Origin of the sequence: Thioalkalivibrio sp. AKL6, assembly GCF_000376905.1 — a bacterium.
GTDB classification, from domain to species: Bacteria; Pseudomonadota; Gammaproteobacteria; order Ectothiorhodospirales; family Ectothiorhodospiraceae; genus Thioalkalivibrio; species Thioalkalivibrio versutus.
The window spans coordinates 78,401-103,656 of sequence record NZ_AQXS01000005.1 but is presented as its reverse complement, the minus strand read 5'-3'; the positions used below and the strand labels follow the sequence as shown (position 1 = coordinate 103,656).

At 66.2% G+C, this 25,256-nt stretch carries 23 protein-coding genes and 4 tRNA genes; 23 read left to right on the top strand and 4 right to left on the bottom strand.

What is annotated here, in order from left to right; translation table 11 throughout:
* Positions 1–198: 198 nt before the first annotated feature.
* The 3 genes from D575_RS0100585 to D575_RS0100575 all read right to left on the bottom strand — a co-directional run bounded on the left by D575_RS0100585 (position 199) and on the right by D575_RS0100575 (position 3,656).
* A complete protein-coding gene (locus D575_RS0100585; protein WP_018143970.1) occupies positions 199–2,019 on the bottom strand; it encodes an ABC transporter ATP-binding protein/permease in 1,821 nt (606 codons plus the stop codon).
* 171 nt (positions 2,020–2,190) lie between these two features.
* Positions 2,191–3,189 carry a diguanylate cyclase gene (locus tag D575_RS0100580; protein ID WP_018143969.1) on the bottom strand — a complete coding sequence of 333 codons (999 nt, stop codon included), beginning with the start codon at positions 3,187–3,189 and terminating at the stop codon, positions 2,191–2,193.
* A gap of 5 nt (positions 3,190–3,194) precedes the next feature.
* Complete coding sequence (locus D575_RS0100575; protein WP_018143968.1) at positions 3,195–3,656, bottom strand: c-type cytochrome; 462 nt, start codon at positions 3,654–3,656, stop codon at positions 3,195–3,197.
* A gap of 199 nt (positions 3,657–3,855) precedes the next feature.
* Between D575_RS0100575 and recQ the strand changes: the two genes are divergently transcribed.
* Both recQ and D575_RS0100565 read left to right on the top strand, forming a co-directional pair.
* Entirely contained in the window at positions 3,856–5,745 is a 1,890-nt protein-coding gene (recQ, locus tag D575_RS0100570) for a DNA helicase RecQ (protein WP_018143967.1), read from the top strand.
* Positions 5,746–5,787: 42 nt separating this feature from the next.
* Positions 5,788–6,537, top strand: a complete 750-nt coding sequence (locus D575_RS0100565) for a DUF3581 family protein (RefSeq protein WP_018143966.1) — start codon at positions 5,788–5,790, stop codon at positions 6,535–6,537.
* Between the two features lie 246 nt (positions 6,538–6,783).
* On the opposite strand, the gene asd is transcribed toward D575_RS0100565, so the two are convergent.
* A complete protein-coding gene (gene asd / locus D575_RS0100560; RefSeq protein WP_018143965.1) occupies positions 6,784–7,638 on the bottom strand; it encodes an archaetidylserine decarboxylase in 855 nt (284 codons plus the stop codon).
* 78 nt (positions 7,639–7,716) lie between these two features.
* Between asd and prmB the strand changes: the two genes are divergently transcribed.
* The 21 genes from prmB (at position 7,717) to D575_RS0100455 (ending at position 25,067) form a co-directional block, all read left to right on the top strand.
* Positions 7,717–8,613 carry a 50S ribosomal protein L3 N(5)-glutamine methyltransferase gene (prmB, locus tag D575_RS0100555; protein ID WP_018143964.1) on the top strand — a complete coding sequence of 299 codons (897 nt, stop codon included), beginning with the start codon at positions 7,717–7,719 and terminating at the stop codon, positions 8,611–8,613.
* A gap of 97 nt (positions 8,614–8,710) precedes the next feature.
* Positions 8,711–9,754, top strand: a complete 1,044-nt coding sequence (ruvB, locus tag D575_RS0100550; RefSeq protein ID WP_026313016.1) for a Holliday junction branch migration DNA helicase RuvB — start codon at positions 8,711–8,713, stop codon at positions 9,752–9,754.
* Positions 9,751–10,170 (top strand): tol-pal system-associated acyl-CoA thioesterase, encoded by a 420-nt coding sequence (gene ybgC, locus D575_RS0100545; RefSeq protein ID WP_018143962.1) that lies wholly within the window; start codon positions 9,751–9,753, stop codon positions 10,168–10,170. Before ruvB ends, ybgC begins: the two co-directional genes overlap by 4 nt.
* A 32-nt stretch (positions 10,171–10,202) precedes the next feature.
* Positions 10,203–10,877 carry a protein TolQ gene (tolQ, locus tag D575_RS0100540; RefSeq protein ID WP_018143961.1) on the top strand — a complete coding sequence of 225 codons (675 nt, stop codon included), beginning with the start codon at positions 10,203–10,205 and terminating at the stop codon, positions 10,875–10,877.
* Between the two features lie 3 nt (positions 10,878–10,880).
* Complete coding sequence (tolR, locus tag D575_RS0100535; protein ID WP_018143960.1) at positions 10,881–11,333, top strand: protein TolR; 453 nt, start codon at positions 10,881–10,883, stop codon at positions 11,331–11,333.
* Positions 11,334–11,344: 11 nt separating this feature from the next.
* Positions 11,345–12,358: a cell envelope integrity protein TolA gene (tolA, locus tag D575_RS0100530; protein ID WP_018143959.1), complete on the top strand. Its 1,014-nt coding sequence runs from the start codon at positions 11,345–11,347 to the stop codon at positions 12,356–12,358.
* Positions 12,359–12,392: 34 nt separating this feature from the next.
* The gene (gene tolB / locus D575_RS0100525; RefSeq protein ID WP_018143958.1) at positions 12,393–13,679 is read left to right on the top strand and encodes a Tol-Pal system beta propeller repeat protein TolB; all 1,287 of its coding nucleotides are present in this window, start codon (positions 12,393–12,395) and stop codon (positions 13,677–13,679) included.
* A gap of 46 nt (positions 13,680–13,725) precedes the next feature.
* On the top strand, positions 13,726–14,280 hold the full coding sequence (gene pal, locus D575_RS0100520) for a peptidoglycan-associated lipoprotein Pal (protein WP_018143957.1): 555 nt from the start codon (positions 13,726–13,728) through the stop codon (positions 14,278–14,280).
* A 15-nt stretch (positions 14,281–14,295) separates the two neighbouring features.
* Positions 14,296–15,138 (top strand): tol-pal system protein YbgF, encoded by an 843-nt coding sequence (gene ybgF / locus D575_RS0100515; protein ID WP_026181992.1) that lies wholly within the window; start codon positions 14,296–14,298, stop codon positions 15,136–15,138.
* Positions 15,135–15,830: a 7-carboxy-7-deazaguanine synthase QueE gene (queE, locus tag D575_RS0100510; RefSeq protein WP_018143955.1), complete on the top strand. Its 696-nt coding sequence runs from the start codon at positions 15,135–15,137 to the stop codon at positions 15,828–15,830. Before ybgF ends, queE begins: the two co-directional genes overlap by 4 nt.
* Position 15,831: 1 nt before the next feature.
* Positions 15,832–16,518, top strand: a complete 687-nt coding sequence (gene queC, locus D575_RS0100505; RefSeq protein WP_018143954.1) for a 7-cyano-7-deazaguanine synthase QueC — start codon at positions 15,832–15,834, stop codon at positions 16,516–16,518.
* A 124-nt stretch (positions 16,519–16,642) separates the two neighbouring features.
* Entirely contained in the window at positions 16,643–17,911 is a 1,269-nt protein-coding gene (locus D575_RS0100500) for a YeeE/YedE family protein (RefSeq protein ID WP_019612055.1), read from the top strand.
* Between the two features lie 139 nt (positions 17,912–18,050).
* A tRNA-Lys gene (locus D575_RS0100495) sits at positions 18,051–18,126 on the top strand.
* A gap of 122 nt (positions 18,127–18,248) precedes the next feature.
* A tRNA-Leu gene (locus tag D575_RS0100490) sits at positions 18,249–18,335 on the top strand.
* A gap of 82 nt (positions 18,336–18,417) precedes the next feature.
* Positions 18,418–19,725 (top strand): trigger factor, encoded by a 1,308-nt coding sequence (tig, locus tag D575_RS0100485; protein ID WP_018143952.1) that lies wholly within the window; start codon positions 18,418–18,420, stop codon positions 19,723–19,725.
* Positions 19,722–20,363: an ATP-dependent Clp endopeptidase proteolytic subunit ClpP gene (gene clpP, locus D575_RS0100480; protein ID WP_018143951.1), complete on the top strand. Its 642-nt coding sequence runs from the start codon at positions 19,722–19,724 to the stop codon at positions 20,361–20,363. Before tig ends, clpP begins: the two co-directional genes overlap by 4 nt.
* A 142-nt stretch (positions 20,364–20,505) precedes the next feature.
* On the top strand, positions 20,506–21,786 hold the full coding sequence (gene clpX, locus D575_RS0100475) for an ATP-dependent Clp protease ATP-binding subunit ClpX (protein WP_018143950.1): 1,281 nt from the start codon (positions 20,506–20,508) through the stop codon (positions 21,784–21,786).
* A gap of 82 nt (positions 21,787–21,868) precedes the next feature.
* Positions 21,869–24,334, top strand: coding sequence for an endopeptidase La (gene lon / locus D575_RS0100470; RefSeq protein ID WP_018143949.1), 2,466 nt, complete (start codon positions 21,869–21,871; stop codon positions 24,332–24,334).
* Positions 24,335–24,594: 260 nt separating this feature from the next.
* Positions 24,595–24,867, top strand: a complete 273-nt coding sequence (locus tag D575_RS0100465) for an HU family DNA-binding protein (protein ID WP_018143948.1) — start codon at positions 24,595–24,597, stop codon at positions 24,865–24,867.
* A gap of 11 nt (positions 24,868–24,878) precedes the next feature.
* Positions 24,879–24,954 (top strand) — tRNA-Val (locus D575_RS0100460).
* 36 nt (positions 24,955–24,990) lie between these two features.
* A tRNA-Asp gene (locus tag D575_RS0100455) sits at positions 24,991–25,067 on the top strand.
* Positions 25,068–25,256: the final 189 nt, after the last annotated feature.

The following is a 25,256-nucleotide window of genomic DNA, read 5'->3' as shown; positions in this document are numbered from 1 at the left end:
GAACTCAAGGGCGTATTCAGCACGGAGGACACGGAGAAATTCGAAAGGCTCTGATTTGAACGATCCGTCAAGGGTGCGGGGTGCCGCCAAGCGCACGAACCAGCGGCGGTTAACCGGCAGTAACCCAGGCTGCAATCAATACCCGTATCTCACTCCTACTTCCCTGTTTTCTCTGACCCCTCCGTGGTGAACAAGGGTTTAGTCCCCGGCGTTCGGGCTTGCGTTGGCGGTGGTGGGTTCGTGTTCCTGCTGGTGTTGCCACAGGCGGGCGTAGGCGCCGTTCCTGGCGAGGAGTTCGCGATGGGTGCCGCGTTCGACCACGCGGCCCTGGTCCAGCACCACGATCTGTTCGGCGTCCTTCACGGTGGACAGGCGGTGGGCAATGACCAGCGTGGTGCGCCGCGCCGAGACCTCGTTCAGGGCCTGCAGGATGGCCTTCTCCGAGCCCGAGTCCAGTGACGAGGTGGCCTCGTCGAACACCAGGATCGGCGGGTCCTTCAACAGCATGCGGGCGATGGCGATGCGTTGCTTCTCGCCGCCGGAGACCTTGAGCCCGCGTTCGCCGACCACCGTGTCCAGGCCGTCGGGCAGGCGCTCGATGAAGTCGTCCAGATGCGCCAGGTGGACCGCGCGCCGGATCGCCTCTTCGGACGCTTCCGGGTCGCCGTAGGCGATGTTGTAGCGAATGCTGGAGTTGAACAGCACGGTGTCCTGCGGGACCACGCCGATCGCGCGGCGCAGGCTCTGCTGGGTCACCGCGCGGATGTCCTGTCCGTCGATGGTGATGCGCCCGCCGGTCACGTCAAAGAAGCGGAACAGCAGCCGGGCGAGCGTGGACTTGCCGGCCCCGCTGGGCCCGACCACCGCGAGCTTGTGCCCGGCGGGGATGTCGAGCGAGACGTCCGCGAGGATCGGCCGTTCCGGCTGGTAGTGGAAGGCGACCTGTTCGAAGCACACATGCCCGCTGGTGACCTCGAGATCCGGTGCGTCCGGCCGGTCCTCGACCTGCACGGGCTTCTCCAGCAGCCCGAACAGGCGCTCGATGTTCGCCAGCGACTGGCGGATCTCGCGATAGACGAAGCCGAGGAAGTTCAGCGGCATGAACAGCTGGATCATGTAGGCGTTGACCATGACCAGGTCGCCCAGTGACATCTGCCCCGAGGCCACGCGGCTGGCGGCCAGCAGCATCATCACGGTGATCGCGCCGGCGATGATCAGGGCCTGCCCCGAGTTCAGCAGCACCAGCGACAGGACGTTCTTGGTGCGCGCCTGTTCCCAGGTGGCCAGGCCCTCGTCGTAGCGCCGGGCCTCGAAGCCCTCGTTGCCGAAGTACTTCACCGTCTCGTAGTTCAGCAGGCTGTCGATTGCGCGGGTGTTGGATTCGTTGTCGCGCTGATTCGCCTCGCGCACGAAGCGGGTGCGCCACTCGGTAATCCACACCGACCAGGCGATGTAGGCCGCCACCGCGATGATCACCGTCAGGGTGAATACCGGGCCCACCGCGATCAGCAGGATGACCGCGACCATCGCGATCTCGATGATGGTCGGCAGGATGTTGAATACCATGAAGCGCAGCAGGAAGCTGATACCGCTGGTGCCGCGCTCGATGTCCCGGGCCAGGCCGCCGGTCTCGCGCGCCAGATGAAAGCTCAGCTCCAGCCGATGCAGATGTTCGAACACGCGCAGGGCCGCCCGCCGCATGGCGCGCTCGGCCACCCGCACGAAGACCGCGTCGCGCAACTCCCCGAACAGGGTGCCGCCAAAGCGCAACAGGCCGTAGGCCACCACCAGTGCCACCGGTACTGTCACCAGCGCGTCGGTGCCGGAATCCTCGAAGTGATCGACGATGTATTTGAGTGCCAGCGGGACCAGCACGGTCGCGAGCTTGGCCAGGCCCATCAGCCCGAGGGCGAGGAACAGCCGCCCGCGGAACTCCGCGAGATAGGGGAACAGGGAGCGAACGATGCGCCAGTTGATCGCCTCGTCGGGCGCATCGTGCACGCTGGAATGACCGCGCATGGGGGAGTCCGGGGCTGGGTAGGTCGCTTACTTTAGAGAGGCGCGGCGGAATTCGCACATGGGCGCGCGTTCAGTAGCGGCTCATCCCTGCGTCCGCGGAAGGTCAGCGGTGGATGCGGTAGCCCTCGCCCCGGTCCTGTTCCAGGTCGACCCGCAGACGCCGGATCGAGTTCACGTGCCCTGTACCTGGTTGCGCCCGGCATTTTTGGCAGCGTACAGGGCGCGGTCGGCGCGATCGACCAGGGCCTCCGCGCTCTCGCCCGGGTTCAGCTGGGCCACGCCGAAGCTGGCGGTCAGCGCGTGCCCGGTCTCGAAGTCGGTGGCCTCAAGGGTGCGGCGCAGGTCCTCGGCCAGTTGGCTCGTGGCCACGACATCGCCCTGCGGGCACAGGATGAGGAATTCCTCGCCACCCCAGCGGGCGGCCCGGTCGGTTTCGCGGATGCGGGCGGCGATCACGCGACCGACCTGGGTGAGTACGGCATCGCCGCGACCGTGCCCCAGGGTGTCGTTGATCGGCTTGAAGTGGTCCAGATCCATCATGATCGCGCCAAGCAGGCCCCCGTGACGTTCGGCCCGCCGGATTTCGTCGGCCAGCATCTCGCTCGCCTTCATGCGGTTGTGCAGGCCCGTCAGCGGGTCGGTGGTGGCGAGACGTTCCAGGCGTCTCTGGGCCGCCTCCAGGGAGTGTGTTCGCTCCTGGACCAGGCGTTCGAGCACATGCGCGCGTTCCTCCAGCTCCTTGACCGGGTACGGCTCGTCGGCATCGTGGACGCTGGCGGGGAAGGAACCGTGCAGGTGTTCCAGGCGCCAGCCGTCGCCGGTCCGGTGCAGCAAGAGGCTGGCCCGCAGCCCGTTCAGTCGCACCCGTTGTCCGCGGGTGTCGAGCAGCATGTCGAATACCAGCATCACCAGGGCGACCTCATCCGTGACGAGGCGGACGTCTTCGCGGTGTATCTCGTAGTCGAAGGGTTCCGGGACCTGTTCGATGTCGCGTCCGACGACGCGCTCCACGTCCTCCGGCGTGAAGGCCGCTTCGTCGCCTCCGGTTCCGAAGCCACTGACCTGTGGTGCGTGCCACTCGAGTACATCCGCGAGGTCGCGCTCACGCAGCCAGGCGTCGAGGTAACCGTGAACGACCTGGCGGATGGCGGCCTTGCCGTTGGAGGGCATCGAGATCAGTCGATGCCGACGGCGCGCTGCTCCTGGCGGATCCACGCGATGATGTGGGCGGTGTCCTCGCCGGATACGCCGGCCACCGGAGGCATCTCGCCAAATTCCCAGTGGTGCTGGTGCACGCCCAGGGCCACGGCACGATGGAAGGTGATATCCGGGTGGTGCGAGGGTTCGTAGATCCGGTGGATCAGCGGCGGCCCCTGGTCGGTGCCGCGCGCCTCCTCCCCGTGGCACTGCATGCAGTTGGACCGGAACAGCGAGCGGCCGGCCTCGGGGTCGGCGGCGAAATCCTCCGGCGGCAGGCTGTAGTCGAGCTGCGCCGTGGAGCCCGAGGCCGCGTTCGACTCGCCGGCGGGTGCCTGCGCGGCCGCGTCGCCGGTGTCCGAATCCGGAGCCTCGGAGCAGGCGGCGAGCGTCAATAGCGCGAGACAGACAACGGGCAGGAGGCGGACGGGGGTCGGCATTGGGACTCCGGAGAAGAGGGGCTGGGTTGGCAGTCTAGCGTGGCGGGTGTTATCGCGGAAAGGCGCAAAAAACCGAATCAGCGCCTTCTTGAAGGTGTCGGTTGCGGGCGGCGCAGGGTGATTCCGACGCCTGTCGCTTGCAGCGGTGCCGGGCATTCGGCAGTCTTGCCCGCCTGTCATCTTGTTTGGAGTGTATCCATTGGAACCCTCGGGTCTTGCAGCTGGAGAAGCGCAGGGAAGCGCTCCGGCGGCGGCGCTACTGGAGATCCTGCGCGAGACCTTCGGCTATACGGAATTTCGCGGCCAGCAGCAGGCGATCGTCGAGCATGTGACCGCGGGCGGCGACGCGGTGGTGCTGATGCCCACCGGCGGCGGCAAGTCGCTCTGCTACCAGATCCCGGCGCTGGCTCGATCCGGCTGCGGCATCGTGATCTCGCCCCTGATCGCGCTGATGCAGGATCAGGTCGCCGCCCTGCGCCAGAACGGCGTGGCCGCGGCCAGCCTGGACTCCGGCCAGAAGGCGGACGAGGCGCGTTCCGTGCTGGCGGCCCTGCACGCCGGCGAACTGGATCTCCTGTACATGTCGCCAGAGCGGCTGTTTGCCTCGGGCATGCTGGAACGCCTGGAAGGCATCGACCTCGCCTTGTTCGCGATTGACGAGGCGCACTGCGTCTCGCAGTGGGGGCATGACTTCCGCCCCGAATACAGTCAACTGGCGGTGCTGGCCGAGCGTTTTCCACAGGTGCCGCGCCTGGCCCTGACCGCGACCGCCGACGGCCCGACCCGCCAGGAGATCCGCGAACGGCTGTGCCTCGATCAGGCGCGCGCCTTCGTCAGTTCCTTCGACCGGCCCAATATCCGTTACCGCATCGCCCAGGCGGACGGCGGCCGCGGCGGCTCGGCACGTGATCGGCTGCTGCGCTTCATCCGCGAGGAACACGCCGGGGAGGCGGGGATCGTGTATTGCCTGTCACGCAAGAAGGTGGACGCCGTGGCCGAATGGCTGGCGGAGCAGGGTGTCACCGCCCTGCCGTATCACGCCGGCCTGCCGGCCGCGACCCGCGCGGCGAACCAGACCCGCTTCCTGCGCGAGGAGGGGGTGGTGATGGTCGCCACCATCGCCTTCGGCATGGGCATCGACAAGCCGAACGTGCGCTTCGTCGCCCACCTGAACCTGCCGAAGAGTCTGGAGGGCTACTATCAGGAGACCGGCCGCGCCGGCCGCGATGGCCTGCCGGCCAATGCCTGGATGGTCTTTGGGTTGCAGGATGTCGTGACCCTGCGCCAGATGCTGGAGGGGTCGCAGGCCGGGGCCGAGCGTCAGCGGGTCGAACAGCAGAAGCTGGAGGCCATGCTGGGCTTCTGCGAGATCACCAGCTGTCGCCGCCAGGCCCTGCTGGGATATTTCGACGAGCACATGCCGGAACCCTGCGGGGCCTGCGACAACTGCCTGGAGCCGCCGGCGACCTGGGATGCCAGCGTGCCGGTGCAAAAGCTCCTGTCCTGCATCTATCGAACCGGCGAGCGCTTCGGCGCCGGGCATGTGATCGACGTGCTGCGCGGCTCGGCCAGTGAGCGCCTGACCCGTCTGGGACACGATCGTCTGAGCACCTTCGGTATTGGCAAGGAACTCGACAAGGCGCAGTGGCGCGGCGTGGTCCGGCAGTTGCTGGCGCGTGGGCTGCTGCGCCTGGATGACGAGGGCTACGGCGGACTGAAGCTGGATCCGGCCTGTCGCCCGGTTCTGCGCGGCGAGGAGGGGATTCACCTGCGCGAGGAGGCGGCCCGTCCGGAGAAGGGGGCACGTACCGCCAGCCCGGCACGGCGTGATACGGCCCGTACAGTCGCGGCGATGGACACCGAGGATCGCTCCCTGTGGGAGGCGCTGAGGGGCCTGCGTACCGAGCTGGCGCGGGATCAGGGGGTGCCGCCCTACGTGATCTTCAGCGATGCCACATTGCTGGAGATGGTGGCGGCCGCGCCGCGCACCCATGACGAGATGGCCGGGATCTCCGGGGTCGGGCAGCACAAGCTGGAACGCTACGGCGATGCCTTTATCAAGGCCATCGAGGGGCATTTCGGGCTATAGTGGTGCGAAAACCACACCAAATGATGCGTTCGGGGAGACCGCGTGACCGATACCCGCTTCCTTGAGGATTTCTACCGCCTTCGCGACGGTCAGCTGGTCGTAACCCCGGAGCAGGGCAGCGACTTCGCCAAGACCCTCGCGGGCGACTTCAATCCGATCCACGATGCCGACAACCGGCGCTTCTGTGTCCCGGGGGATCTACTGTTTGCCCTGGTGCTGGACACCTACGGCGCGAGCGCGGACATGCTCTTCCGTTTCACCGGCATGGTCGGCGGCAATGTGCCGCTGATCTTTCCGGAAAACCCGGGCGCGGCCTTTGCCATTACCGACGAGAGTGGCAAGAGCGTAATCGAGGTCGAGCGTTCGGGGGCGGTGATCGACGAGCCCAGTGCGATCGAGTCGCTGATCCGCAGCTATGTCGGCTTTTCCGGCCAGAACTTCCCGCACGTGCTGGTGCCGCTGATGGAAGAGCACGGCGTGATGGTGAACCCCAAGCGCCCACTGGTGATGTATGAGCGCATGGGTTTTCATCTGCCCGAGCCGCTGGCAGCCAGCGCCGGGGTGCCGGAGCCCCGTCTGAAGGATGCAGTGATGACGGTCAATGGCAAGCGCGGAGAGATTCGCCTGGACTACGAACTGGTCATCGACCAGTCGGTGGTTGCCGACGGCAGCAAGCACCTGGTGCTGAGCGGGCTGCGCGCGTTCGATGCCGCCGATGTCGAGCGGCTCGTCGCCGACTACGAAAGCTGGAAGGCCGCCTACTTCAATCAGCCGGCCGGGGCCCAGGCCTGAAGTGCCTTGTTCGCCACCACGCGCACGAAGACTCGAAGACGGGCCAGGTCCAAAGCGAAAAGCCTTTACAGGTCGGCGGGAAGACGGGGCGTTTTTGCTCCGAGGGCATTGGGGAGAACTGCGGACGACAGCGTCGCGCCAGGCACTGGGGCTGGGTGTGAGCGTTCAAGAACTCTTCTGATTTCCCGTCTTCCTGTGAATCGCCCTTGAACTTCTTCCTGTCTGCGTGTGCTTCGTACTGAAAACTCAGTAGAACTGGCCGAGCGCCGAGCGAACCTGGACTTCGGTCTCGGGCGTGAGGTGTTCCGCGAGTTTTAGTGGGTGATCGGGCAGTAGCAGCACGACTGACGATCCCAGGTTGAAGCGTCCCATCTCCATCCCGCGCTCCAGGGTGATCTCGCGGTCGGGATACTCGCTCACACTGATCTCGCGACCATGGGGCGGGGTGACCTCGCCGGCCCAGACGGTCTCGATGGAACCGACGTTCTGGGCGCCGATCAGGGCCATGGCCATCGGCCCCACCGGGGTGTCGAAGCAGGTCACCACGCGTTCGTTGCGGGCGTACAGCCGCGGCACGTGACGCACGATGCGCGGGGCGACCGAGAACAGCCGTCCGGGCACATGGATCATGTGGGTCAGGGTGCCGGTCAGCGGCATGTGCAGTCGGTGGTAGTGACGCGGCGACAGGTACAGGGTCACGAAGTGCCCGTGGCGGAAGGCCTCCGCGAGCTCGTCCTCCCCGCCCAGCAGTTCCCGGACCGTGTAGTGATGCCCCTTGGCCTGGAAGATCTGTCCGCCCTCGATGCGCCCGGCGGCGCTGACCCGGGAATCGGCCGGGCTGACCAGGGTATTCGCGTCCCCCTCCAATGGCCGTGCGTCCTCGCGCAGGGCGCGGGTGAACAGCGCGTTGAAGCTGGGGTAGGTGGTCAGGTCCGGTTCCGCGGCCTCGTCCATGTTCAGGCCGAAGCGGCGCACGAAGGCGCGCAGCAGCGGTTGCAGCTGCGGCGACTCGATGCGCGCCAGACGATGCACCACGCGCGACAGGGCGTGCTGCGGCAGCAGGTGCGACAGGCGCGCCAGCCAGGGGTCGATCTTGCTCATGCGGGATCTCGTTCGGGCGTACACAGTGACATCGAGGCGGTATGATGACCGCCCCCGCACGCAACGGAAAGACCGGGCATGGATTCAACCACCGGATTGCGCACCTTGCGCGACTTCATTCGCTTCGGCGCCAGCCAGTTTCGCGGCGCCGGGCTGACCTTCGGCCATGGCACCGACAACGCCTTTGACGAGGCGGCCTGGCTGGTGCTGCACACCCTGCACCTGCCGCTGGATCTACCCGAGTCGTGGTGGGATTCGCGCCTGAGCGAGGCCGAGCGCACGCGGGTCGTGGCGGTGTTGCGCGAGCGCATCGCCACCCGCAAGCCGGCGGCGTACCTGACCCGCGAGGCCTGGTTCGCCGGGTTGCCGTTCTATGTCGACGAGCGCGTGCTGGTGCCGCGCTCGCCCCTGGCGGAGTTGATCGCCGCGGGCTTCGAACCGTGGCTGGATCCCGATGGGGTGACGCGGGCCCTGGATCTTTGCACCGGGGGTGGCTGCATCGGTATCGCGATGGCGCTGGCCCTGCCGCAGGCGCAGGTGGACCTGGCGGATGTCTCGCCGGATGCGCTGGCGGTGGCTCGGATCAACATCGAGCGCCACCAGATGGGCGAACAAGTCCGCGCATTGCAGTCCGACGTGTTCGATGGGCTGCAAGCCGGCGACCGCTATGACCTGATCGTGTCCAATCCGCCGTACGTGGATGCCGAGGACATGGCGGCCTTGCCGGACGAGTACCGCCACGAGCCAGCATTGGGACTGGCTGCCGGGGGCGACGGGCTGGATATCGTGCGCCGCATCCTGGACGGGGCCCGCGAGCACCTGACCGAGGACGGCGCGCTGATCGTGGAGGTCGGCAACAGCCAGGCCGCGGTGGAGGCCGCCTTCCCGGACCTGCCAATGATCTGGCTGGAGTTCGAGGCCGGCGGGCATGGCGTGTTCCTGGTCTACGCCCGCGACTTGCCCGCCAGCGCCTGACCACGCCGACCCACGCGGGCCCGCGCCCGGACCCCGGTCCGAAAACCCGGCAGCAGGCCCTGTAAACGGCGCCGGTGGCGATGCATACTGCGAGGCTATGGAATCACGTCTGGTGGATATGCAGAGTCGGTCCGAGGAAGAGCGGGCGGAGGTCAGCCTGCGCCCGAAACGGCTCGCGGACTACACCGGTCAGCCGCGCGTGGTCGAGCAGCTGGGGCTGTTCATCGAGGCCGCCCGCGGGCGTGACGAGGCCCTGGACCATACGCTGGTCGCCGGCCCGCCCGGGCTGGGCAAGACGACCCTCGCGCATATCATTGCCAACGAACTGGGGGTGGGCCTGCGTCAGACCTCCGGCCCGGTGCTGGAGCGCGCCGGCGACCTGGCGGCGATCCTCACCGCGCTGGAGCCGCGCGATGTCCTGTTCGTCGACGAGATCCACCGCCTGCCGACGGTGGTGGAAGAGATCCTGTATCCCGCCCTGGAGGATGGCCAGCTGGATATCGTGATCGGCGAGGGTCCGGCCGCGCGTTCGATCAAGGTGGACCTGCCGCCGTTCACGCTGGTGGGGGCCACCACCCGCGCCGGGCTGCTCTCGGCCCCGTTACGTGACCGGTTCGGTATCGTCCAGCGCCTCGATCATTACACTGTCCCGGATCTCGCGCATATCGTGAATCGCGCCGCCGGCTTGCTGGGCGTGGGGATCGAGGCCGAGGGCGCGACCGAGATCGCGCGCCGCGGGCGCGGCACGCCGCGTCTGGCCAATCGTCTGTTGCGGCGGGTGCGCGATTTCGCCCAGGTGCGGGCCGACGGCGTGGTGACGCTCGATGTGGCCGCGCAGGCGCTGGACCTGCTGGCGATCGATGCCTCGGGGCTGGATGCCCAGGACCGCCGTCTGCTGGAGGTGCTGGTGGAGAAGTTTGATGGCGGCCCGGTCGGGGTCGAGAGTCTGGCCACCGCGATGAACGAGGACCGCGGCACGCTGGAGGATGTGGTCGAGCCGTTCCTGATCCAGCAGGGCTATCTGCAGCGCACCCCGCGCGGGCGCCAGGCGACCCGCCGCACGCTGGCCATGTTTGGTCTGGCGCGTACGGAGGAGGGTGACCTGCTGACGCCGATGGCCGAGGGCGCGCGCCAGCCATGACGACGGATTTCGAATGGCCGGTGCGGGTGTATTACGAGGACACCGATGCCGGTGGCGTGGTCTACCACGCGAATTATCTGAAATTCATGGAGCGCGCGCGGACCGAATGGCTGCGTGCGCTGGGCTTCGAGCAGGACCGGTTGCGCGCCGAGTACGGAATTGTGTTCGCCGTGCGGCGTCTGTCTGTGGAGATGCAGCGCCCCGCCCATTTCAACGAGGCCCTGACGGTGACCTGCCGGGTGCAGCGTCTGCGCCGCGCCAGCATCGAATTCGCGCAGGCGGTGCAGCGTGACGCGGCGGTGCTGGTGACCGGCGAGGTCGGCATTGCCTGTGTGGACGTGGCCCGGCAGGCGCCGGTGGCAATCCCCGATGAAGTGACGCACGCGCTGCGTGCGGCGGATGGAACAAAGGCATAACGGGAGATGGACAAGTGACAGTCGACTTTTCAATGTACCAGCTGATCATGGACGCGAGTCTGATCGTGCAGCTGGTCATGGTGATCCTGGTGGTCGCCTCGGTGCTCTCCTGGCTGGTGATTATCATCAAGGCGCGTTCCCTCAACGCGGCCCACCGCGCCAGCGATGAATTCGAGGAGCGCTTCTGGTCCGGCGCCGATCTGTCGCATCTGTACGAGGGGGTGCGGCGCAAGTCAGAGATGTCCGGCATGGAGCATGTCTTCTCCTCGGGCTTCAAGGAATTCCTGCGGGCCCGCCAGCACGGCATGGCGCCCGGCGAGCCCGCGCACCGCGCGATGCGCGTGGCCATCGCGCGCGAGACCGACGAGATGGAGCGCTACCTGCAGTTCCTCGCCACGGTTGGCTCGACCAGCCCGTACATCGGCCTGTTCGGGACGGTGTGGGGCATCATGCATGCCTTCCTGGGACTGTCCGGGGTGCAGCAGGCCACGCTGGCGATGGTGGCCCCCGGGATTGCCGAGGCCCTGATCGCGACCGCGCTTGGCCTGTTCGCCGCCATCCCGGCGGTGATCGCCTACAATCGCTTCGCCGGGGATGTTGACCGCGTGGCCTCGCGCCTGGAGAACTTCGGCGACGAGTTCGTGGCCCTGCTGAATCGCCAGGGGGCGGGCAAGCCTGCCGAGGGTGTCGCCGGGGCGCCGGCCTAAGCCATGGCCGAGTCGCGTCGCAACAGTCGCCGCCTGCGGCGGCCCATGTCGCAGATCAACGTCGTGCCGTTCATCGACGTGATGCTCGTTCTGCTGATCATCTTCATGATCACCGCGCCCATGCTGCAGCAGGGCGTGGAGGTCGACCTCCCGGAGGCCGATGCCGAGGCCATGGAAGAGGACCCGCAGGCGGCCGAGCCGCTGGTGGTCACGGTGGATGCTGGCGGCGCCATGAGCCTGAACCAGGGGCCCTATGTGAACGAGCCGCTGGCGCCGCAGGAGATGACCGAGATCGTGCGCGAGTTCCTCGCCGAGAATCCGGGCACCCAGACCTTCGTGCGCGGTGACCGCAATGTCGATTACGGCCGCGTGATCGATGCTATGGTTGCCCTGCAGCGTGCCGGAGGCGGCCGGGTCGGGCTGATCACCGAGCCGCCGCGCGACAACCAGGACTGAGCCGCCCCGCCGTGTTCGAGCTCCTGCGCCGTCATCCCTTGAGCCTGGTCCTCGTCCTGCTTCTGCATGGCGTGTTGTTCGCGGCGTTGTTGCTGAATGTCAGCCTCGTCTCGCCGACCTCCACCCGTGCCGCTGTCGAGATCGCGGTGCAGGAGGATATCGAGGTGATCGACGCGGTCGCGGTGGATGCCGAGACCTTCGATCGTATCGAACACCAGCGCGAAGTCGCCGAGCAGGAGCAGGTCGCCGAGCAGTTGCGCGCCGAAGAGGAACGCCGCCGCGCCGAGGAACAGGCCCGGCGCGAGGAAGAGCGCCGCCAGGCCGAGGAGCAACGCCGCCGCGAGGAACAGGAGCGCGCGCGCCAGCAGGCCCTGGAGGATGCCGAACAGGCCCGCCGCGAGGCCGAGGAGGCGCGGCGCCAGGCGCGCGAGGAGGCCGAGGCCGAACGCGAGCGTATCCGCCAGGAGCGCGAGGCTGCGGAACAGGCCCGGCGTGAGGCCGAGGAGGCGCGCGAGCGTGAGGCGGCGGAACGGCGGGAGCGCGAGGAAGCGGAGCGTCAGGCGCAGGAAGAGGCGGAGCGCCGCGAGCGCGAGGCGGCCGAACGCCGCGAACGGGAAGAGGCCGAGCGTCGCGCCGAGCAGGAGCGCGAACTGGAAGAGCAGCGCCGCCGCGAGGCGATGGAGCGCGAGCAGGAGCGCATGGCCGAGGCGCAGGCCCGGCGCGAGGCCGCGGAACGCCAGGCACAGGCGGATCGCGAGCTGAACGAATGGCGCGCGCAGGTGCAGTCGGTGGTGCAGCGCCGCTGGCGCCAGCCATCGGGGCTGGATGCCTCGGATCGTGCCATCGTTCTCGTGCGCGTCAACGAGACCGGGCGTATCATCAATTTCGACATCGAGAGCTGCTCCGGCGGGACCGCCTTCTGCGACTCGGTTCGGCAGACCATGGATCGCCTGTCGTCGCTGCCGCGCCCGCCGGATGCGGATGCCGTGCGCGGCGGGGTAAGCATCCGCTTCGAGCCCGACTGACCGGCCCGCTGCCAACCGGGCCACGAGGAACACCATGCAACGAATGATTCACGCGATGCTGCTGGGGCTGGCGCTGCTGTGGTCGGCGCAGGCCCAGGCCGTTCTGGAAGTGACGGTAACCGAGGGGGTGACGGGTGCGATCCCGGTGGCTGTGGCTCCGTTCACCTGGGACGGCGACGGGCGTCCGGGCGAGGATGTGGACCAGATCCTGGCCGCGAACCTGACCCGGAGCGGGTTGTTTGACGTCGAACGCGACGGTTTGCCCCAAGCACCCTCGGGCCCAGCCGACTTCCTTGCCCAGCCCTGGGCCGAGGCGGGTCTGGAGTACCTGGTGGTCGGCTCGATGCGCCCCGACGGCGACAACGTGATGGTCGAGTTCCACGTGTTCGACGTGCTGGCCGAGGAACGCCTGGGCGGCTGGCGTATCCCGGTGCCGGCGGACATGTTGCGCCGCGGCGCGCATCGCGTGTCGGATATCGTCTACGAGCAGATCACCGGAGACCCGGGTGCCTTCAGTGCGCGTATCGCGTTTGTCAGCGTCGAGCGCCGCAACGACTCGCGCGAGTTTCGCCTGGAGGTCGCGGACTCCGACGGCGCCAATCCGCGCACCCTGTTCCGGTCGCGGGATCCGATCATGTCGCCGGACTGGTCGCCGGACGGTCGTGAGCTGGTCTACGTCTCCTTCGAGAATCGCCGCTCCGAGGTGTTCCGTCAGAATGTGGAGACCGGCGAGCGCAACCGGATCGCGAGTTTTACCGGCATCAACAGCGCCCCGGCCTGGTCCCCGGACGGCCGCCAGCTGGCGCTGAGCCTTTCGCGCGACGGCTCGCCGAATATCTACGTGATGGATCTGGCCTCAGGCGATCTGCGTCAACTGACGCGCTCCAGCGCGATCGAGACCGAGCCGGTCTGGTCGCCCGACGGCGATACCATCTACTTCACCTCGGATCGTGCGGGCGCGCCGCAAATCTATGCCCAGCCGGCCAGCGGTGGCAATGCGCGCCGTCTCACCTTCGAGAGCGGCTACGCGGCGGCGGCCACGATTTCCCCGGATGGTCGCTCATTGGTGTACGTCCATGGGGGCGATGGCGGATTTCAGCTGGCGCGTCTCGATCTGGATGATCGCCGTGTGACGCGCCTCACGGACGGGCGCGATGCAGAGTCGCCAAGCTTCGCACCCAATGGCAGCATGATCCTGTATGCCATGACGGATGGGGGGCGAGGCGTGCTCGGCTCCGTCAGTCGCGACGGCCAGGTGCACCAGCGGTTGGCCGCCCGCGAAGGCGAGGTGCGCGAACCTGCCTGGTCGCCCCTGAACTGATGTCCCCGGACCTATTTACTGTCCCTTTTTCGAGGAAACGAACGCCATGAATAACCTGTTTCGCCTGGCCCTTGCGGCTGTCGTCATTGCGGCCCTGTCGGCCTGTGCCACACCAACGCGTGATGCCGAGGATGCCGAACGAGCCGCCGAGCGCGAGGCGGCCGCCGAACAGGCGCGTGCCGAACGCGAGGCCGCCGAGGCCCGCGGCCTGGGTCGAGATCGCGATTTCGACGCGGCGGCCCTGGACGACCCGGACAGCCCGCTGGCCGAACGCCTGGTGTATTTCGATTTCGACCGCGACGAGGTCAAGTCCGAATACATGCCGATGCTGGAGGCGCATGCCGCCTATCTCTCGCAGAATTCGGGTGCGCGCCTGCGTCTGGAAGGGCATACCGACGAGCGCGGCACGCGCGAGTACAACCTGGCTCTGGGCGAACGCCGGGCGCAGTCGGTGCGCCGGGTGCTGAATCTGAACGGCGCCTCGGATGACCAGCTCGAGGTCATCAGTTATGGTGAAGAGATGCCGGTGGCCTTCCAGCAGAACGAGGAGGCCTGGGCCAAGAATCGCCGGGTCGAGCTGGTCTACGAATCCCGGCGCTAAGCGACGGGAAGCCAGATGCAATCAAAGCTCGACAAGTCTTGCGGAAATGCCCCCTCGGGGGCATTTCTGTTTCGGTGCCCGGGACGTCCGGGCCTTCTTCTTGGCGCCATTCTGGCGGTAACCTTTGCCCTGGCCCCGTTGGCCCTGGTGCCGGGCACGGCCGGGGCCCAGGACGGTACGGTGTTCGCCACGCAGTCGCAGATCCGTCAGCTCGAACGCCGCCTCGAGCGGGTCGAGCGGGTGCTGGATTCCAGTGCGATGAACGAACTGCTGCAGGTCTCCGAGTCGCTGAGTCGGGATCTGCGCGAACTGCGCGGCGAGGTGGAAACCCTGCGCCACGAGGTGAACCGTCTCAGCACCCGCCAGCGCGATCAGTTCCGTCACCTGGATGAGCGGGTGGGCGCGTTCGAGAGCGGGGCGGTAGCCACGGATGCTGCGCCGCGGGAGGAAGTGGTCGAACTGGACCTGCCGGAAGCGGACGAGCAGGCCGCCTATCAGGCGGCGTTTGACGACCTGATGGCCGGGGATTACACCACCGCCATGCGCAAGCTGGAGCAGTTCATCGAGGACTACCCCGAGGGCAACTTCACCGCCAATGCCTGGTACTGGCTGGCCGAGGCGAAATACGCCAGTGGCGAGTTCGAAGCAGCGCTGGAGGATTTCGAGCGGCTGCGAGAGGATTTCCCCGAAAGCGACAAGGGTGGCGATGCCCTGCTGAAGATCGGCTACGCCCACTATGAACTGCAGAACTTCGACGCGGCGCGCGAGGCGCTGGAGGCGGTACGGGCCGACTACGGCGGGACCACCCTGGATCGCCTGGCCCGTGAGCGCCTGCGGCGGATCGAAGACAGCCAATGACCACGGACACGCTGCGCGATGCCCGGGGCGCCGGGGTGATCGATCCGGCCGCGGTGCGGCTGAGGATCACCGAGATGTTCGTCTCCCTGCAGGGGGAGGCGGCGCAGGTGGGCTGGCCCACCGCCTTCGTGCGCCTGACCGGTTGCCCGCTGCGCTGTCGCTGGTGTGACAGCGAATACGCCTTCGAGGGTGGCGAGGCCCTGATGCTGGCGACGATCCTCGACTGGGTCGGGCGTGCCGGGGTCCGGCATGTCTGCGTGACGGGCGGTGAGCCGCTCGCGCAGCCGGGCTGTCTGCCGCTGCTGGAGGGCCTGTGCGATGCCGGTTTCAGTGTTTCGCTGGAGACCAGCGGGGCGATGGCGATCGCGGGTGTCGATCCGCGGGTGGCCATCGTGATGGACTGGAAGGCGCCAGCGTCGCAGGAATCCGCTCGCAACCACCCCGACAACATCCCTCGGCTGAGGGCCGGCGACCAGCTGAAGTTCGTGCTGGCCGGGCGCGAGGACTTTGACTGGGCGCGAGCCGAGCTGGAGCGTCTGGCGCTGGCCCCGGAGGTCGAGGTCCTGTTCTCGCCGGTGTACGGCGAACTGGAACCGAGGGCCCTGGCCGACTGGATCATCGCGGAACGTCTCCCGGTTCGCTTTCAGATGCAGCTGCACAAGCTCCTCTGGGGCGACCAGCCGGGGCGCTGAGATGGGTGAGCGCGCGGAGAAGGCCGTGGTGCTGCTCTCGGGCGGGCTCGATTCGGCGACTTGCCTGGCCATGGCCCGCGCCGAGGGGCTGGACTGTCACGCCCTGTCGATCGACTACGGTCAACGCCATCACACGGAGCTGGATGCCGCGCGGCGCGTAGCCGCCGCCCAGGGCGTGACGGATCACCGCGTAGTGGCGGTGGATCTGAGCGCGATTGGTGGGTCCGCACTGACGGACGCCGCGATCGCCGTGCCCACGGCACCGACCGAGGGTATCCCCGTGACCTACGTGCCGGCACGCAACACGGTGTTTCTGGCGCTCGCCCTGGGGTTTGCCGAGACTCTGGACGCGCGCCTGCTGTATGTGGGGGCCAATGCGGTGGACTACTCCGGCTACCCGGATTGTCGTCCGGCCTTCATCGAGGCCTTCCGCGACCTCGCCCGGGTGGCGACCCGCAGCGGGGTGGAGGGCACGCCCTGGGAGGTGCGGGCGCCGCTGATGCACCGGTCCAAGGCCGAGATCATCCAGGCCGGGGTCCGCCTCGGGGTCAACTACAGCCAGACGGTCAGCTGCTACCAGGCCGACGCCGACGGCCGCGCATGCGGGCGCTGCGACAGCTGCCGCATCCGCCGCGAGGGCTTCGCGGCCGCCGGTGTCCCCGACCCGACTCGCTATGTCCCCGACTGAGCCGCGGCCCCGGAATGCCTCGGGCAGGAATGAAAGCGGGCTCGATCTCGTCTAGCGTCCGATGTATGCTGCGCACCCCATGGGTGCAGGCGTGCCCTGAAATCTTTCATCGAGAGGATACGTGATGGAATTCTCCAGTTTTTCGACTGCCGCAATGGCGTTCCTGGGTGGGGCGTTCATCCTCGCCTTCATCATGGGAGCCGTGGCGAACAAGACCAACTTCTGCACCATGGGCGCCGTGTCCGACTGGGTGAACATGGGCGATACCGGACGCATGCGTTCCTGGTTGCTGGCGATTGCCGTGGCCATGCTGGGCGTGGCGATCCTCGAGTTCTTCGGCGTGCTGAGCGCGGATGGCTCCTTCCCCAACTATCGCATGACCGAATTCCAGTGGGTCGAGCACGCCTTGGGCGGCTTCCTGTTCGGGATCGGCATGACCTATGCCTCGGGTTGCGGTAACAAGACCCTGGTGCGCGTCGGCGGCGGTAACATCAAGTCGCTGATGGTACTGATCGTGATCGCGATCATCGCGTACTTCATGGTGCGCCCGTTCCCGGGCACGTCCGACACCCTGTACTCCCTGCTGTTCATGGACTGGACCACCGCGCTGGCGATCTCCACCCCGGCGGGCCAGGATCTGGGCACGCTGGTGGCCGGTGAAGAGAACGGCCTGACCGCGCGCCTGGTGCTGGGTCTGGTGATCGGCGTGCTGCTGCTGGCCCTGATCTTCAAGGCCGCGGACTTCCGTCGCAGCTTTGACAATATCCTGGGGGGGCTGGTGATCGGTCTGGTGGTGCTGGGCGCCTGGTGGCTGACCAGCAACATCCAGGTCGATGACGGCATGGACACCTACACCCCGCAAGCCTATGTCTCTGACTGGGACTTCGTGGCGGATGCCGACGCCGGTGAGCGTCCGGCCGAGAGTGCCCCCTGGGCCAACCAGTCGTTCACCTTCATCAACCCGATGGGACAGAGCCTGCGCTACGTGTCGAGCGGCTTCGACAACACCGTCCTGTATTTTGGCGTGATGGCGCTGGCCGGCGTGATCCTGGGTTCCTTCTTCTGGGCCCTGGTCACGCGTGCCTTCCGCTTCGAGTGGTTCGCTTCGGTGCGCGACTTCGTCAACCACTTCGTGGGCGGGATCCTGATGGGCTTCGGTGGGGTGCTGGCCATGGGCTGCACCATTGGCCAGGGGATCACCGGCATCTCCACGCTGGCCCTGGGCGGCTTCCTGACGTTCATCATGATCGTCTTCGGCGCCGCGCTGACCATGAAGATCCAGTACTACAAGATGGTCTACGAAGACGAGGCCAGCTTCGGCAAGGCGCTGATCACCTCGCTGGTGGACATGAAGCTGCTGCCGGGTGGCATGCGCAAGCTGGAAGCCATCTGATGGCCTAGCGACGGGGGCGCGTCTTGCGTTTTCCCCGTCGCGCCGTAAACTACGCGGCACTGGAGGCCCGGCGATCCCGGGCCTTCGACTTTGCAACGGCCAGGGCGATCCAGATGTTCGCTCCGGGCCGAACCGAAAAGGGTCGTTAGCTCAGTTGGTAGAGCAGTTGGCTTTTAACCAATTGGTCGTAGGTTCGAATCCTACACGACCCACCATTTTCTCCGGTCCCCGCACCGGCACAAGGGCCCGTCTATACGGGCTCTTTGTGTTTGTGGGTGGGGAACACGCTAGAATGCGCGGCTAACGCGCGAACGCAACAAGAGTTTTCTGCAAGATCGCGAAAGTGGCGGAACTGGTAGACGCGCTGGGTTTAGGTCCCAGTGGGGTAAAACCCGTGAGAGTTCGAGTCTCTCCTTTCGCACCACTGTCTGCATTCCGACCAGCCATGAAGGTTACCACTGCGATCGGCAGGGATGACCGATTACCGAACTATGACGAGGCCCTCCATGCAAGTTTCTGTTGAAGCCACCGGCAACCTGGAACGCAAGATGACCATCCAGGTCCCCTCCGAGCGGATCGATACCGAGGTCGACAATCGCCTAAAGTCCCTCGCCAAAAGGGTCAAGCTGGACGGCTTCCGCCCGGGCAAGGTCCCGCTGAAGGTCGTGCGCCAGCGCTACGGCTCCGGGGTGTACCAGGAGGTGATGAGCGAAGTCCTGCAGGAAAGCTACCGCGAGGCGGTGCAGCAGGAGGGCCTGGAGCCGGCCGGTAACCCGAGCATCGAGCCGACCAATCTGGAAGGCGACGACGCGATCGAGTTCACCGCCAGCTTTCAGGTGTTCCCGGAAGTGGCCGTGGCTGACTTCAGCGGCGTCGAGATCGAACGCCCGGTGGCCGAGGTCGGGGACGAGGACATCGATCGCGTGATCGACTCCCTGCGCGAGCAGAACAAGGAGTGGGCCGAGGTCAAGCGCAAGGCCAAGAAAGGCGACCGGGTGACGCTGGACTTCGTCGGCAGCCTGAACGGCGAGGAGTTCGAGGGCGGCAAGGCCGAAGACTTCCAGATCGAGCTCGGCGCCGGGCGCCTGATCGAGGGCTTCGAGAAGCAGCTCACGGGCGTGAAGGCCGGCGAGGAGCCGACCATTGATGTCACCTTCCCCGACGACTACCCGGCCGAGAACCTGAAGGGCCAGACCGCGCAGTTCGCGCTGACCATCAAGAAGGTCGAGGGGCCCAAGCTGCCGGAGGTGGATGAGGAGTTCGCCAAGAAATTCGGGATCGAAGACGGCTCGGTCGAGAAACTTCGCGCCGATGTGCGGTCCAATATGGAGCGGGAACTGCGTCAGGCCCTGAAGGGCCGGGTCAAGCAGCAGGTACTGGAGGCCGTGGTCGACAAGCACGACTTCGATCTTCCGGATGCCCTGGTGAAGTCTGAGGTCAACCGCCTGCGCGAAGAGGCCGAGAAGCGCTTCGGCGGCGCCGAGCAGACGCAGCCGCTGCCGGACAGCCTGTTCGAGGAAGAGGCGAAGCGCCGCGTGCGTCTGGGTCTGGCGCTGCGTGCCATCATCGAACAGAAGGGGTTCGAGGTGGACGCCGAGCGGGTCGAGCGCGATCTCGAGGAGATGGCGGCGACCTACGAGGATCCGGAAGAGGTGAAGCAGTACTACCGCTCCAATCCCCAGGCGAAGAGCAACCTGGAGTCACTGGTGCTGGAAGATCAGGTGGTTGACTGGGTGCTCGAGCAGGGCAAGGTCACCGAGAAGGAAACCAGCTTCCAGGACGTGATGAATCCGAACAAGGAGTCGACTGAATGAGCCACGATATGGCCGACCAGGGCGCACAACACGCCCAGGGCCTGAACCTGGTACCGATGGTGGTCGAGCAGACCGCCCGCGGCGAGCGCGCCTACGACATCTACTCCCGCCTGCTGAAGGATCGAGTGATCTTCTGCGTGGGTCCGGTCGAGGACTATATGGCCAACGTGATCGTGGCCCAGCTGCTGTTCCTCGAGTCGGAAAACCCGGACAAGGAAATCAGCCTGTACATCAACTCTCCGGGTGGCGCGGTGACCGCCGGCATGGCGATCTACGACACCATGCAGTTCATCAAGCCCGAGGTCAGCACCCTGTGTGTCGGCCAGGCGGCCAGCATGGGCGCGTTGCTGCTGGCGGGCGGTGCCGCCGGCAAGCGGCATGCCCTGCCGCATTCGCGCGTGATGATCCATCAGCCGCTGGGCGGCTTCCAGGGCCAGGCCTCGGATATCGACATCCACGCCCGCGAGATCCTGAAGATCCGCGATGAGCTGAACCGTGTGCTGGCCCATCATACCGGCCAGTCGATCGACAAGATCGCGGAGGACACCGATCGTGACCGTTTCCTGACCGCGGTCGACGCGAAGGAATACGGCCTGATCGACCACGTGCTGACCCATCGCGACTCCGCGAGCGATTGAGTTCGCGTTGTTCGCAAGCTCGCCCCCGAGCACCGTTTCGGGGCGGGGGCGTCAATACCGGACTTCCGCTTGGCTCGTTTGCAACTGCCAGGCAAACGGGGCATGTTCTGAAGAACACTGAAATCGCAACCGAGGCAAACGGATGAGCGACGAAACAACCCCCCCCGCCGACGGCAAGCTCCTGTACTGTTCTTTCTGCGGAAAGAGCCAGCACGAGGTGCGCAAGCTGATCGCCGGGCCATCCGTATTCATCTGCGACGAGTGCGTCGAGCTGTGCAACGACATCATCCGCGAGGAGATGCAGGAAGCGGGGCACGCCGAGCGTGATTCCCTGCCGACCCCGCACGAGATCCGCGCGATCCTCGACGACTACGTGATCGGCCAGAACTCCGCGAAGAAGATCCTTTCGGTGGCGGTGTACAACCACTACAAGCGCTTGCAGGCCCGGGCCGGCAAGGATGATGTCGAGCTGTCCAAGTCGAACATCATGCTGATCGGCCCCACCGGCTCCGGCAAGACGCTGCTGGCCGAGACCCTGGCACGGGTGCTGAATGTCCCGTTCACCATTGCCGATGCCACCACGCTGACCGAGGCTGGCTACGTGGGCGAGGATGTCGAGAACATCATCCAGAAGCTGTTGCAGAAGTGCGACTACGACGTCGAGAAGGCCGAGAACGGCATTGTCTACATCGACGAGATCGACAAGGTCTCGCGCAAGTCGGACAACCCGTCCATCACCCGTGACGTCTCGGGCGAGGGCGTGCAGCAGGCCCTGCTGAAGCTGATCGAGGGCACCACCGCCTCGGTGCCGCCGCAGGGCGGGCGCAAGCACCCGCAGCAGGAATTCCTGCAGGTCGATACCAGCAATATCCTGTTCATCTGTGGCGGTGCCTTCTCCGGGCTGGAGAAGGTGATCCAGCAGCGCGCCGAGAAGGGCGGGATCGGCTTTGGCGCCGAGTTGCGCACCACCGAGGCGGCCAAGTCCGGTGGCCAGTGGTTGAAGCAGCTGGAGGCCGATGACCTGGTGCGCTATGGCCTGATCCCCGAGTTCGTTGGCCGCCTGCCGGTGCAGGCGACGCTGGACGAGCTCGACGAGGACGCACTGATCACGATCCTGACCCAGCCGAAGAACGCCCTGATCAAGCAGTACGCGCGCCTGTTCGAGATGGAGGGCGTGGAGCTCGAGTTCCGCGACGATGCCCTGTCCGCGATCGCCCACAAGGCGATGGCCCGCAAGACCGGTGCGCGCGGTCTGCGCACCATCATGGAGAACATCCTGCTCGACACCATGTACGAGCTGCCTTCCATGGAGGGGGTCAGCAAGGTGGTGATCGACGAGGCGGTGATCCGTGGCGATGCCGAGCCGTACCTGGTCTACGAGAACGACTCGTTCGCCAAGAAGCAGGCTGCTGCGGATTCCTGAGCGGAAGTGTTGCGGCGCTCTTGAAACGGGCGCCGCCGCCCCCACTTCCTCCTGTACATTCGTCCAGCCCTTAGGGGGCAACATGACCGATACCCACTCCTCCCAGAACGAGGTGGACTCCCCCGTCAAGCGCGTCGCGGTCCTGCCGCTGCGCGATGTCGTGGTCTATCCCCACATGGTCATCCCGCTGTTCGTGGGTCGCGAGAAGTCGATCCGGGCGCTGGATTCGGCCATGGCCGAAAACAAGCAGGTGCTGCTGGTCGCGCAGAAGAGCGCGGAGGTCGACGAGCCGGAGGCCGGCGATCTGCACCAGATCGGCACCCTGGGTAATATCCTGCAGCTGTTGCGCCTGCCCGACGGCACCATCAAGGTGCTGGTGGAGGGTGCCCAGCGCGCCCATGTGATGGATATCTCCACTACCGGCAATGTCGAGAAGGAGGAGGACTACTTCGTCTCCGACATCCGGCTGATCGACGAGGAATACGACACCGAGGACAAGGAGCTGGAGATCCTCGGCCGCTCCGCGCTGAATCAGTTCGAGCAGTACATCAAGCTGAACAAGAAGGTCCCGCCGGAGATCCTGACCTCGCTGGCCGGGATCGACGACACCTCGCGCCTGGCCGACACCATTGCCGCGCACATGTCGCTGAAGCTGGAGGAGAAGCAGGAAGTCCTCGAGATCGCCAATGTGCGCGCGCGCCTGGAGCACCTGGTCGCCAAGATCGAGGGCGAGATGGATGTGCTGCAGATCGAGAAGAAGATCCGTGGCCGCGTGAAGCAGCAGATGGAGAAGTCCCAGCGCGAGTACTACCTGAATGAGCAGATGAAGGCCATTCAGAAGGAGCTGGGGGATCTCGAGGACGCGCCGAACGAGCAGGAAGACCTGGCCGACAAGATCGAGAAGGCGGGGATGCCGGAGGAGGCCAAGAAGAAGGCCACCGCCGAGCTGAACAAGCTGAAGATGATGTCGCCGATGTCGGCCGAGGCTACGGTCGTGCGCAGCTACATCGACTGGCTGGTCAACGTCCCGTGGAAGAAAAAGACCCGGGTCAGCAAGGACCTGACGCGCGCCGAGAAGATCCTCAACGAGGACCACTACGGCCTGGAAGAGGTCAAGGAACGCATCCTCGAATACCTCGCGGTGCAGTCCCGCGTGCGCAAGCTGAAGGGCCCGATCCTGTGCCTGGTCGGCCCGCCCGGGGTTGGCAAGACCTCGCTGGGGCAATCCATCGCCCGCGCGACCAATCGCAAGTTCATGCGCATGGCGCTGGGCGGGGTGCGCGACGAGGCCGAGATCCGCGGCCATCGCCGGACCTACATCGGCTCGCTGCCGGGGAAGATCATCCAGAACCTGGCCAAGGTCGGGGTGCGCAACCCCCTGTTCCTGCTCGACGAGATCGACAAGATGGCGATGGACTTCCGCGGTGACCCGGCCTCGGCGATGCTCGAGGTGCTGGATCCGGAACAGAACCACACCTTCAGCGACCATTACCTGGAGGTCGATTTCGACCTGTCGGACGTGATGTTCGTGGCCACGGCCAACAGCATGCACATCCCCGGGCCGTTGCTGGACCGTATGGAGGTCATCCGCCTGTCCGGCTACACCGAGGACGAGAAGGTCCACATCGCGCACAATTACCTGCTGACCAAGCAGATCAAGGCCAACGGCCTGAAGCCGGCCGAGATCCAGATCTCCGATTCGGCGGTGCGCGACATGGTGCGCTACTACACCCGCGAGGCGGGCGTGCGCTCGCTGGAGCGCGAGATCGCCAAGGTCTGCCGCAAGGTGGCCAAGCAGCGTCTGCTGGCCAGCGAGAAGGAGCGGGCACGCACCACCTCGGTCACACCCAAGACGCTGGAGAAATATCTCGGCGTGCGTCGCTTCCGCTTCGGCCTGGCCGAGGAAAACGATCAGGTCGGTCAGGTCACGGGCCTCGCCTGGACCGAGGTCGGCGGCGAGCTGCTGACCATCGAAGCCAGCGTGGTCCCGGGCAAGGGTAAGACCCAGCAGACCGGCAAGCTCGGCGATGTAATGCAGGAGTCCATCCACGCCGCCCTGACCGTGGTTCGCTCGCGCGCCGAGGCCCTGGGCCTGGAGGAGAACTTCCACGAGAAGAAGGACCTGCACATCCACGTGCCGGAGGGCGCGACGCCGAAGGATGGCCCGTCCGCGGGCATCGGCATGTGCACCGCGATCGTCTCGGCACTGACCGGTATCCCGGTGCGTGCGGATGTCGCGATGACCGGCGAGATCACGCTGCGTGGTCAGGTTCTGCCGATCGGGGGCCTGAAGGAGAAGTTGCTGGCCGCCCACCGCGGAGGGATTCGCACCGTCCTGATCCCGGAAGAGAACGAGAAGGATCTGGTCGACATCCCGAAGAACATCAAGCAGAAGCTGGATATTCGTCCGGTGCGCTGGATCGACGAGGTCCTCGAGCTCGCGCTGACCCACATGCCGGAAGGCAAGGCCGGGGAAACGCCGGAGAAGGTCGAGGAAGTCGTCAAGCCGGCCAAGGAATCCGGTCGCCGTCGGGTCCGGCATCACTAAGCATCTGTAATTGGTGCGAAACCGCGGGCGCTGGATTCATCGGCGCCCGCGGTTTTTTGTGTGCTGGTTCAAGCCAGCCCGAGGGCCCCGCCGGGCGGGCGTTTGACACTTTTTCGGGGGGCTTGCTATAACCCCATGCGCATCATCTGATTTCGTGCCGAGGGCAGTCGCGGGGCCATGGAGAAAAGGTCCCCGGCTGGTGTAAGCTAGGCCCCGTCCGGCAGAAAGCCTGAGTCACCACTGAGATAAGGAAGCGCTTCATGAATAAATCCGAATTGATCGACGCGATCGCGGCGGAAGCCGATGTTCCCAAGGCCCAGGCCGGCAACATCGTGGATGCCTTGGTGAGTGTGGTCGGCGATACCCTCGCCAAGGGTGACCAGGTCTCCCTCGTGGGCTTTGGTACCTTCCTGGTGCGCGAGCGCGAAGCCCGCACCGGCCGTAACCCGCGTACCGGTGAGAGCATTCAGATTGCCGCGTCGAAAACGCCTTCGTTCAAGGCTGGTAAAGCGCTCAAGGATCGAGTAAACTAGCGCGCTTTATGGGGTGCTTAGCTCAGTTGGTAGAGCGTCGCCTTTACACGGCGAATGTCGGCGGTTCGAACCCGTCAGCACCCACCAAGTGCAACCCTGACCCTGGTTGCGCTGCACGAATACGGAGCGGTAGTTCAGCTGGTTAGAATACCGGCCTGTCACGCCGGGGGTCGCGGGTTCGAGTCCCGTCCGCTCCGCCATCTCTGAGAAAGGCGCCCTTGTGGCGCCTTTTTCTTTGTTGGCTGCCACGGAGCGCTCGAAGCCACGTCTTTGGGCCAGACCAAGGTCCACAGCAGTCGACCGGAACGTGGGAAGGGCGGAACAAAGCCCGAGACGCATTTCCGGGAGTCCGGGGCCGGGCACTGTCATCGCGCGAGCGCATCGAATGC